At 59.9% G+C, this 7,679-nt stretch carries 8 protein-coding genes, 1 tRNA gene and 1 pseudogene; 3 read left to right on the top strand and 7 right to left on the bottom strand.

Annotation, left to right across the window (positions count from 1 at the left end; all coding sequences use genetic code 11):
• Positions 1-56: 56 nt before the first annotated feature.
• The 4 genes from PCLY_RS02240 to PCLY_RS02255 all read right to left on the bottom strand — a co-directional run bounded on the left by PCLY_RS02240 (position 57) and on the right by PCLY_RS02255 (position 3,906).
• Positions 57-851, bottom strand: coding sequence for an ABC transporter ATP-binding protein (locus PCLY_RS02240; RefSeq protein WP_061237618.1), 795 nt, complete (start codon positions 849-851; stop codon positions 57-59).
• Between the two features lie 15 nt (positions 852-866).
• Complete coding sequence (locus PCLY_RS02245; protein WP_061237619.1) at positions 867-1,859, bottom strand: ABC transporter permease; 993 nt, start codon at positions 1,857-1,859, stop codon at positions 867-869.
• 53 nt (positions 1,860-1,912) lie between these two features.
• The gene (locus PCLY_RS02250; RefSeq protein WP_061237620.1) at positions 1,913-3,277 is read right to left on the bottom strand and encodes a CmpA/NrtA family ABC transporter substrate-binding protein; all 1,365 of its coding nucleotides are present in this window, start codon (positions 3,275-3,277) and stop codon (positions 1,913-1,915) included.
• 314 nt (positions 3,278-3,591) lie between these two features.
• Complete coding sequence (locus PCLY_RS02255) at positions 3,592-3,906, bottom strand: hypothetical protein (RefSeq protein WP_061237621.1); 315 nt, start codon at positions 3,904-3,906, stop codon at positions 3,592-3,594.
• 154 nt (positions 3,907-4,060) lie between these two features.
• Between PCLY_RS02255 and PCLY_RS02260 the strand changes: the two genes are divergently transcribed.
• On the top strand, positions 4,061-4,453 hold the full coding sequence (locus PCLY_RS02260) for a hypothetical protein (protein ID WP_061237622.1): 393 nt from the start codon (positions 4,061-4,063) through the stop codon (positions 4,451-4,453).
• A gap of 112 nt (positions 4,454-4,565) precedes the next feature.
• Here the strand turns inward: PCLY_RS02260 and PCLY_RS02265 are convergent, their stop codons facing one another.
• Entirely contained in the window at positions 4,566-5,255 is a 690-nt protein-coding gene (locus PCLY_RS02265) for a crotonase/enoyl-CoA hydratase family protein (protein WP_061237623.1), read from the bottom strand.
• Between the two features lie 185 nt (positions 5,256-5,440).
• On the opposite strand from PCLY_RS02265, the gene PCLY_RS02270 reads away from it, so the two are divergent.
• Positions 5,441-5,659, top strand: a complete 219-nt coding sequence (locus tag PCLY_RS02270) for a hypothetical protein (RefSeq protein ID WP_061237624.1) — start codon at positions 5,441-5,443, stop codon at positions 5,657-5,659.
• Between the two features lie 90 nt (positions 5,660-5,749).
• Positions 5,750-5,839: transfer RNA gene (locus PCLY_RS02275), tRNA-Ser, on the top strand.
• A gap of 55 nt (positions 5,840-5,894) precedes the next feature.
• Here the strand turns inward: PCLY_RS02275 and PCLY_RS02280 are convergent.
• Positions 5,895-6,902 (bottom strand): phage integrase, encoded by a 1,008-nt coding sequence (locus PCLY_RS02280; protein ID WP_061237626.1) that lies wholly within the window; start codon positions 6,900-6,902, stop codon positions 5,895-5,897.
• Positions 6,903-6,971: 69 nt separating this feature from the next.
• A pseudogene (locus tag PCLY_RS02285) lies at positions 6,972-7,679 on the bottom strand (hypothetical protein); the annotation flags it as partial.

The following is a 7,679-nucleotide window of genomic DNA, read 5'->3' on the forward strand; positions in this document are numbered from 1 at the left end:
TTAACGGCACAGAGGTTCCGCCGCTCAGACTCATGAGTCTGAGCGGCGTATGGATATCAGGCTGCCGGCCGCTGCTGGCGCTGGTAGAGGAACTCCAGCACGGCGGCTCGGTAGGCGTGGTACTGGCTTGCGTGTGCCAGCGCCATACGCTCACGCGGGCGCTCCAGCTCGACTTTGAGAATATCGCCGACGGTAGCTGCCGGACCGTTGCTCATCATCACGATGCGGTCGGAGAGCAGCACCGCTTCGTCGACATCATGGGTGATCATGATCACCGTGTTGCCCAGCTCCGCGTGGATCTCCATCAGTGAGTCCTGCAGGTGGGCGCGGGTCAGGGCATCAAGGGCGCCGAACGGCTCGTCCATCAGCAGCACCTTGGGTTGCATGGCCAGCGCGCGGGCGATGCCGATGCGCTGCTTCATGCCGCCGGAAATCTCGCCGGGGCGCTTGTCGCGAGCATGCGTCATCTGCACCAGAGCCAGGTTGTGGTCGATCCAGTCGCGCATCTCCTGGCGTGACTTGCTGCCCTTGAATACCTGGTGTACGGCCAGCTCGACATTCTCGTAGCAACTGAGCCAGGGCAGCAGGCTATGGTTCTGAAACACCACGGCGCGCTCCGGGCCGGGCTCGGTGACCTCACGGCCATCGAGGATCACACCGCCGGCGGTGGCCTGATGAAGCCCCGCGACGATATTCAGCACTGTCGACTTGCCGCAGCCGGAATGGCCGATCAGTGAGACGAATTCGCCCTTGTCGATTTTCAGATTGACGTTCTGCAGCGCGCAGAACAGGCCCTTTTCGGTGGGAAAGTCGATGCCGACGTTGGTCAGTTCGAGGTGCGGATGGCTCATGACAGGGCTCCTGGATCAGCGCAATACAGCGTTCTTGTCCCAGCTGAACAGCCGCTGCAGGACAAGCATTAGACGGTCGAGGGCGAAGCCGATCAGGCCGATGACGATCACCGCCACCATGATCCGGCCAAGGGAGTTGGAGCTGCCGTTCTGGAACTCGTCCCAGATGAATTTGCCCAGACCCGGGTTCTGCGCCAGCATCTCCGCGGCGATCAGCACCATCCAGCCGGTGGCCAGGGACAGGCGCAGACCGGTGAAGATCATCGGCAGTGCGGCTGGCAGCACGATGCGCCGTACGTGGCTCAGTGGTGAAAGGCGCAGTACCTTGCTGACGTTATTGAGGTCCTTGTCGATGCCGGCCACGCCCACCGTGGTGTTGATCACCGTGGGCCACAGGCAGCACAGCGCCACAGTGAAGGCCGAGGTGAGGAAGGACTTGGCGAACAGCGGGTCGTCACTGACGTACAGAGCACTGACCAGCATGGTCACCAGCGGTAGCCAGGCCAGCGGTGAGACGGGCTTGAACACCTGTATCAGTGGGTTGAGCGCGCTGTACAGCGACTTGCTCAGGCCGCAGACGATACCCAGCGGAACGGCCAGCAATGACGCGATCACGAAGCCGGCCGCCACGGTATAGAGGCTGGTGAATATCTGCTGGATGAAGGTCGGCTTGCCGGTATAAGGGCGGATCTTCACCTCGGCGGCCGGGTTCTTGGCCAGCAGGGCGGCGTTACGCGTCTCCTGGCGCTCATAAAAGGCGGCGGCCTTGTCCTGCTCGCGCTGGTGGGCTGCCATCAGTCCGGCGAACTGCTCACTGACCTGCAGCGGCCCGGGGAACTGGCCGAGACTGGTCTGGATATGATTGGCCAGGCCCTGCCAGCACAGCAGGAATACGGCTATGCCGAGCGCCGGCAGAATCAGGCTGCTGGCCAGGCGTTTGATCAGGGCGCTGTGACGCGCCGTCTTGAGAGTCTGCTGGATCGGGGTGGCAACGTTGGGATTGCTCATCGTCCTGTCCTCTGGTCGGTTGTGGCGCCGCAGAGCGGCGCTGCCAAGCTGGCTTAGAGCGCGCTGTCGCCCTTCAGACCAATGCTGAACTGCTGCAGATAGGCGTTGGGCTGGTGGCCGTCGTAGACGACGCCGTCGATGGTGTCGGCGAGCGGTTCACGGAAGCCGTCCTCATCGGTCGCAGGGAAGTCGTCCGGCGAGGCCAGGCCTTCGCTGATCAGCTCGGCGGCCGCCTCGCGGTAGATATCCGGCAGGAAAACGCGCTTGGCGGTTTGCAGATACCAGCTGTCCGGCTTAGCTTCGCTAATCTGCCCCCAGCGGCGCATCTGGGTCAGGTACCAGATGGCATCGGAGTAGTAGGGGTAGGTGGCGTGGTAGCGGAAGAACACGTTGAAATCCGGCACCTCGCGCTTGTCGCCTTTCTCGAACTCGAAGGTGCCGGTCATGGAATTGGCGATCACCTTGGCGTCGGCGCCGACGTATTCAGGGCGCGAGAGAATTTCCACGGCTTCGGCGCGATTGGCGTTGTCGTTCTCGTCAAGCCATTTGCCGGCGCGGATCAGAGCCTTGACCAGCCGCTTATGGGTTTCCGGGTTGGCCTCGGCCCAGCTACGCGAGACGCCGAAAACCTTCTCCGACATGTTCTTGCGTATCTCGTAGTCAGCCACGACGGGCACGCCGATGCCCTTGAAAACGGCCGCCTGGTTCCACGGCTCGCCGACGCTGTAGCCGCTGATGGTGCCGGCCTCCAGAGTGGCCGGCATCTGTGGCGGCGGGGTGACTGAGAGCAGCGCCTGGGCGTCGATCTGGCCGCTGATGTCACCTTTCTCGGGAGCGTAGTAGCCGGGGTTGATGCCGCCGGCGGCGAGCCAGTAGCGCAGCTCGTAGTTGTGCGTCGACACCGGGAACACCATGCCCAGGTTGAACGGCTTGCCGGCGGTGGCGTATTGCTCGATCACCGGCTTGAGCGCGTCGGCCTTGATCGGGTGCACGGGCTTGCCGTCTGCCATGGGTACGTGTGGCTTCATCGCCTTCCAGACGTCGTTGGAAACGGTGATGGCGTTGCCGTTGAGATCCATGGTGAAGGCAGTGACCACATCGGCCTTGGTGCCGAAGCCAATGGTGGCGCCCAGCGGCTGGCCGGAGAGCATGTGTGCGCCATCCAGCTCACCGTCGATCACGCGGTCCAGCAGCACTTTCCAGTTGGCCTGTGCCTCGAGGGTCACGTACAACCCTTCATCCTCGAAGAAACCCTTTTCGTATGCGATGGCCAGCGGCGCCATGTCGGTGAGCTTGATAAAGCCAAGTTTCAGTTCGGCTTTTTCCGGCTCGGCAGCGTGTAGCAGAGGTGCAGTCAGCAAACTGAGGGTCAAACCCAGCACAGAAAGGCGGCGATTGGGGGATAGGCGATGGCGCATGGCAACTCCTCGACTTGCAGAAACGAAAAAAGACGTCGCAGACAACCTGAAGCCGATGGCAACAAGGTGTCTTTGACGTCTTTGTCTGTGTGTCCGAATCACCGCCGTTGGCGATCAGGAGCGTTGTTGGGTTTCCCTTAGCAAGGCTTTTGCCAGCTCGCTGGAACGCAGAGCTAATGCGTCGGCATCACCATATTTTTCAATGAGATACAGAAAGCCAGATGGCTCTTGAGAAGAGCCGCGTGCCTGCATGAACTGCCCAAATACTGTGCAGCAGCCATGCGGCTGGCCAATTTCGGAGCGTGCAGTGCTGCTCAGCTGCAGGAGTGCTGCTGCTTGAGTTCGACGAAGTCACGTAGCCAGTGCAGTACCTCGACGGCTTCCCAACGGGTTGGGTCAAACAGGGCATAGGCGAGCCCTTGATAGCCAACCACGTCTAGCTGGCGATGGTAGCCAGCGCGTTGCAGCAGTGCCTCGATTTCGGCGAAGCAGGTATTGAAGTGCTGGCGATTAAAGGGCGTGCGGTTCTCCATGACGATTCCCTCGAGCAACAGCTCATCGACCATGTCGCGCACGCGCTCCAGCGGCATGCGGTTCACTCGGTGTTTCAGCTGCAGTACGTCCAGCATGATGGCGCTCCTGTTTGATCGGTGTTTTACCTGCGGAACAGGGTAATCGAAAAATACTGTACAAATAAACAGTATTGGGTGATAGTGACCTCACTCAGGCGACAACAACCCGTCCACCGCACCGCTGTGGGCGCCTTGCAAGGGGGTATTGGCAATGCAACAGATGCTGATGACGATTGTGCTATTGGCCCTGCTCAGCGGCTGTGCGCAACCACAGGTCGAGCGACCACAGGCCAACGGCGCCTATCTGGTCATCGAGGGCGAGCAGGCCTGGGCCGTGCTGGTTTCAGATGGTCATCGAGTCGAGGAGGCGGGTGTCGTATTGGACGTGACTCGTCTGCCCAGCCACCACTCGAACATCGCAGCCAGTTACGTGATCGAGACGCCCAACTGCGGCAAGCTGCAGTGGCTGACCGAGCGACACGGCGCCGCTGAGGGAGAGACCACTCTGCTGCCGGCGTCCTTCAACGAGCAACTGAGCAGACCTGGCTGTGTGCTGGCTCAAGGTCTGAGCCGCGCCTGGACGGCCCTCGACTATTCCGGCTGACTCACAGCGTGAGCTGTGCGAAGTGGTACTCGACAGCAATCAAATGTCTTGAACAAAAAAGCGCCGCGACCTCAACGGAAGCGGCGCTTTTCGTTTGCGCGGTGTTGCGTGCTTACATCAGGTGCTGCTTGTCCAGCTCGATGGCGGCATCGAGGGTTTCCAGCAGCGCCTTGCGCACCTTCAGCTTGGTGTTCTTGTGCGCAGTCATATTGATCTTCTTCATCTGCTGCGCCACGGCCTGTGCGGTGCTCAGCAATTGTTCGGCCGGCACCACCTTGTCCAGGAAGCCGGCCTCCACAGCGCCTGCCGGGTCGAACATCTCGCCATTGATCACCGAGCGGTGAAATGCCGACTTGCGCAAGCGATCACGTGCCAGCTCGATGCCCACGTGATGCATGGTCATACCGATCTGTACTTCATTCAGTCCGATATTGAAGGGACCTTCGACGCCGATGCGGTAATCGGACGACAGCAGAATGAACGCCCCCTTGGCCACCGCATGGCCGGGGCAGGCAACGATGATCGGGTAGGGGTGAGCGAGCATACGGCGCGCCAGGGTGGAGCCGGCAGCGACCAGGTTGATCGCGTTCTGCGGGCCTGAGGTCATCACCTTCAGGTCGTAGCCGCCAGAGAGGATGCCCGGTTGCCCAGTCACGATGACGATGGCTCGATCCTGCTCAGCGCGATCGAGCGCGGCATTGAATGCAGCGATCACATCGGGCGAGATGGCGTTTACCTTGCCATTGCTCAGGGTGAGTGTGGCGATGCCGTCTTCGAGTTGATAGCTGATCAGGTCGCTCATGGCAGTTTTCCTTGTTAGAGCCGCGGGGCCGAATGTGGGCAGAAGGTACTCAGCCGAACTGCTCTGGTAAAGCGCCGCGGCTGACTGGTGGGTCAGTGTTTTTGCCTATCGTGGCGATGTCGGATGGCAATTGGCCGAGCGCGAAGCCTGGCCTTTAAGGTGGGCGCGCACCAAAGGAGCAGCCTATGAATACCTTCAACTCCATTCTTTACATGCTGGCCGTGATCGGCCTGCTGCTGGCATCGGTGGTGCTCAGCGAAAGCTTCTACCTGCGCAGCCCGTCTGGGGTGCTGCTGATATTCGGCGTAGGCCTGTTCATGTCCCTGGGTTTCCTGCTATTTGGCCACATTCGCTTCGATGAGCAGCCCACCGACAAGGACGACGAAAATCCGCTACGCACTTAAGCGCATGAATCCTTTAAAAAAAATTTGCCTTCAGGAAAACATTCGACTACATTAGCGCACCTCGACGGGCTGCACAGCCAATCGAGATCCGGTGAAGTGTCCGAGCGGTTGAAGGAGCACGCCTGGAAAGTGTGTATACGGGAAACCGTATCAAGAGTTCGAATCTCTTCTTCACCGCCACTTTCGCAATACCTAAAGCCCTGAAAGCTAACAAGTTTTCGGGGCTTTTTGCTTTTCAGCTTTCGGCAAGTGTCGAAGAAGTGTCGAAAAGCGGATTCAAGGTCAAAGCATCCTGCAGATGGTCCGGCGACAGGTGCGCATAGCGCATGGTCATTGCCAGCGACGTATGCCCCAGAATTTTCTGTAGCGTCAGGATGTTCCCGCCCCGCATGACGAAGTGACTGGCGAAGGTGTGCCGCAGTACGTGCGTGGCCTGGCCGGCCGGGAGCTTGATCGAGGTCTTCTCCAGTACACGGCTAAAGGTCAGCATGCAGTTGGTGAACAGACCGTGCCGCTTGAAGTAGACGTGTAATGCCTTCTCTAATGCGCTATCGATAGGAATCGACCGGGTCCGCTTCGACTTGGTGTTGGCAAAGGTCACCATGCCGTTTCGCACTCGCTCAGGTGTCAGCGCCTGGGCTTCTCCCCACCTGGCGCCCGTACTCAGGCAGACGCGAGCGATCAGGCCGATACCTGGGCTGGTGGTGCGGTCATCTAGGGCCTCGAGCAGTTCGGCTATCTGGCAAGTCGAGAGAAACGAAATAGGGCGTTCCTGCAGGCGTAGCGGACGGACTTTGGCCAGCGGGTTCGGGTAGTCGATATCGCCCAGGCGGTGCAGCTCGTTGAACAGGGCTTTCAGGTAGCCGAGCCGGTTGTTTAGCGTCTTGCCTTGAATGCCAGCCTTGAGCAACACGCTTCGAGTTTCGCAGAAGGCGTTGCCGGTGAGCTTGATCGCTATAGGGTCGCCCAGGTCTTTGGCCAGGTTCTGCAGGGTGCGGAGTATCGCGGCACCGTCAGCCAAAGCATGGCCGTGCAGTTCGTGATACCGGGTGCAGAGCTCGGAAAGGCGGCGACGATCTTTCGGCTTGGGCGTCCAGGCTGGCGAGTCGATGCAATTGGCCCTGCAGGTCGCTTCAAAGCGCTGGGCTTCACCCTTAGTCTTGAAGGTCTTGCGGAAGCGACGGCCCTTGATGGGTTCAACGTCGACTTTCCAGCGGCCGTCAGGCAGTTGCTCAATTGCCATGATGTCGGCCCTGGCCAAGAGCGTGAACGTCAGCGTGTTTGTCTTGTTTGTGTATTTGGCAAACAAACATCAGACAGCACGCCCCCAACGAACATGCCGTTCTTCAAGAATGCCTTTGATGTGCTTATACAGCCCGTCTTCGTCCATGCCTTTCGCGGCATAGTGGTCACGGATCACCGGCCAGCATTCCCAATCCTTGAGCCGATAGAAAGCCTTTCTAGCGCCCACTCGCTCCCGTGCCAGCAGGCTGACGAAGTTTCCCAGGAATAGCTCGACGTTCTTTCCCGAGAAGCCCCGCGAGGTCTTGTATTGGCGTTTGTACTCGGTTTCGTCCACCAGGGAATCGACCGGCAGATCGACGCGCACGTCGTCGCGGATCAGCGTCCAGATCGGTTCGAAGTAGCCAGGGCGAGCCAGTAACTTGAATTGGCGCAGGCCATAGCGCCACAGGCCGTCTAGGTGCGGTGCGAATGCTGCGTAGCTGTTGGTTTCGATGATCTTGCTGGTCTGCAGGTCGAACGAGCCAGAGGCGAATTGCTGGATCACTGAGTGGTGATAACGCAGCTCGACGCGCCACACGTCTTGCTCGGGGTTGTAGTTATCCGGGTCGGCTTCGTCGAAGCTGTCGCGACGCTTCCAGACGTTTTCCCAATAGTCGAGCTTGTCGATGGAGCGGGCCTGTTCGGTCTTGTTGTAGATCCCCAGCTGGACGCCACCAGCGGAGCCGAACAGGTAGGACTGGCCTTTGCCGTAGGTGGCAGACTCCAGAGTCCACTG

It is taken from the genome of Ectopseudomonas composti (assembly GCF_001567565.1).
Lineage (GTDB): Bacteria > Pseudomonadota > Gammaproteobacteria > Pseudomonadales > Pseudomonadaceae > Aquipseudomonas > Aquipseudomonas composti_A.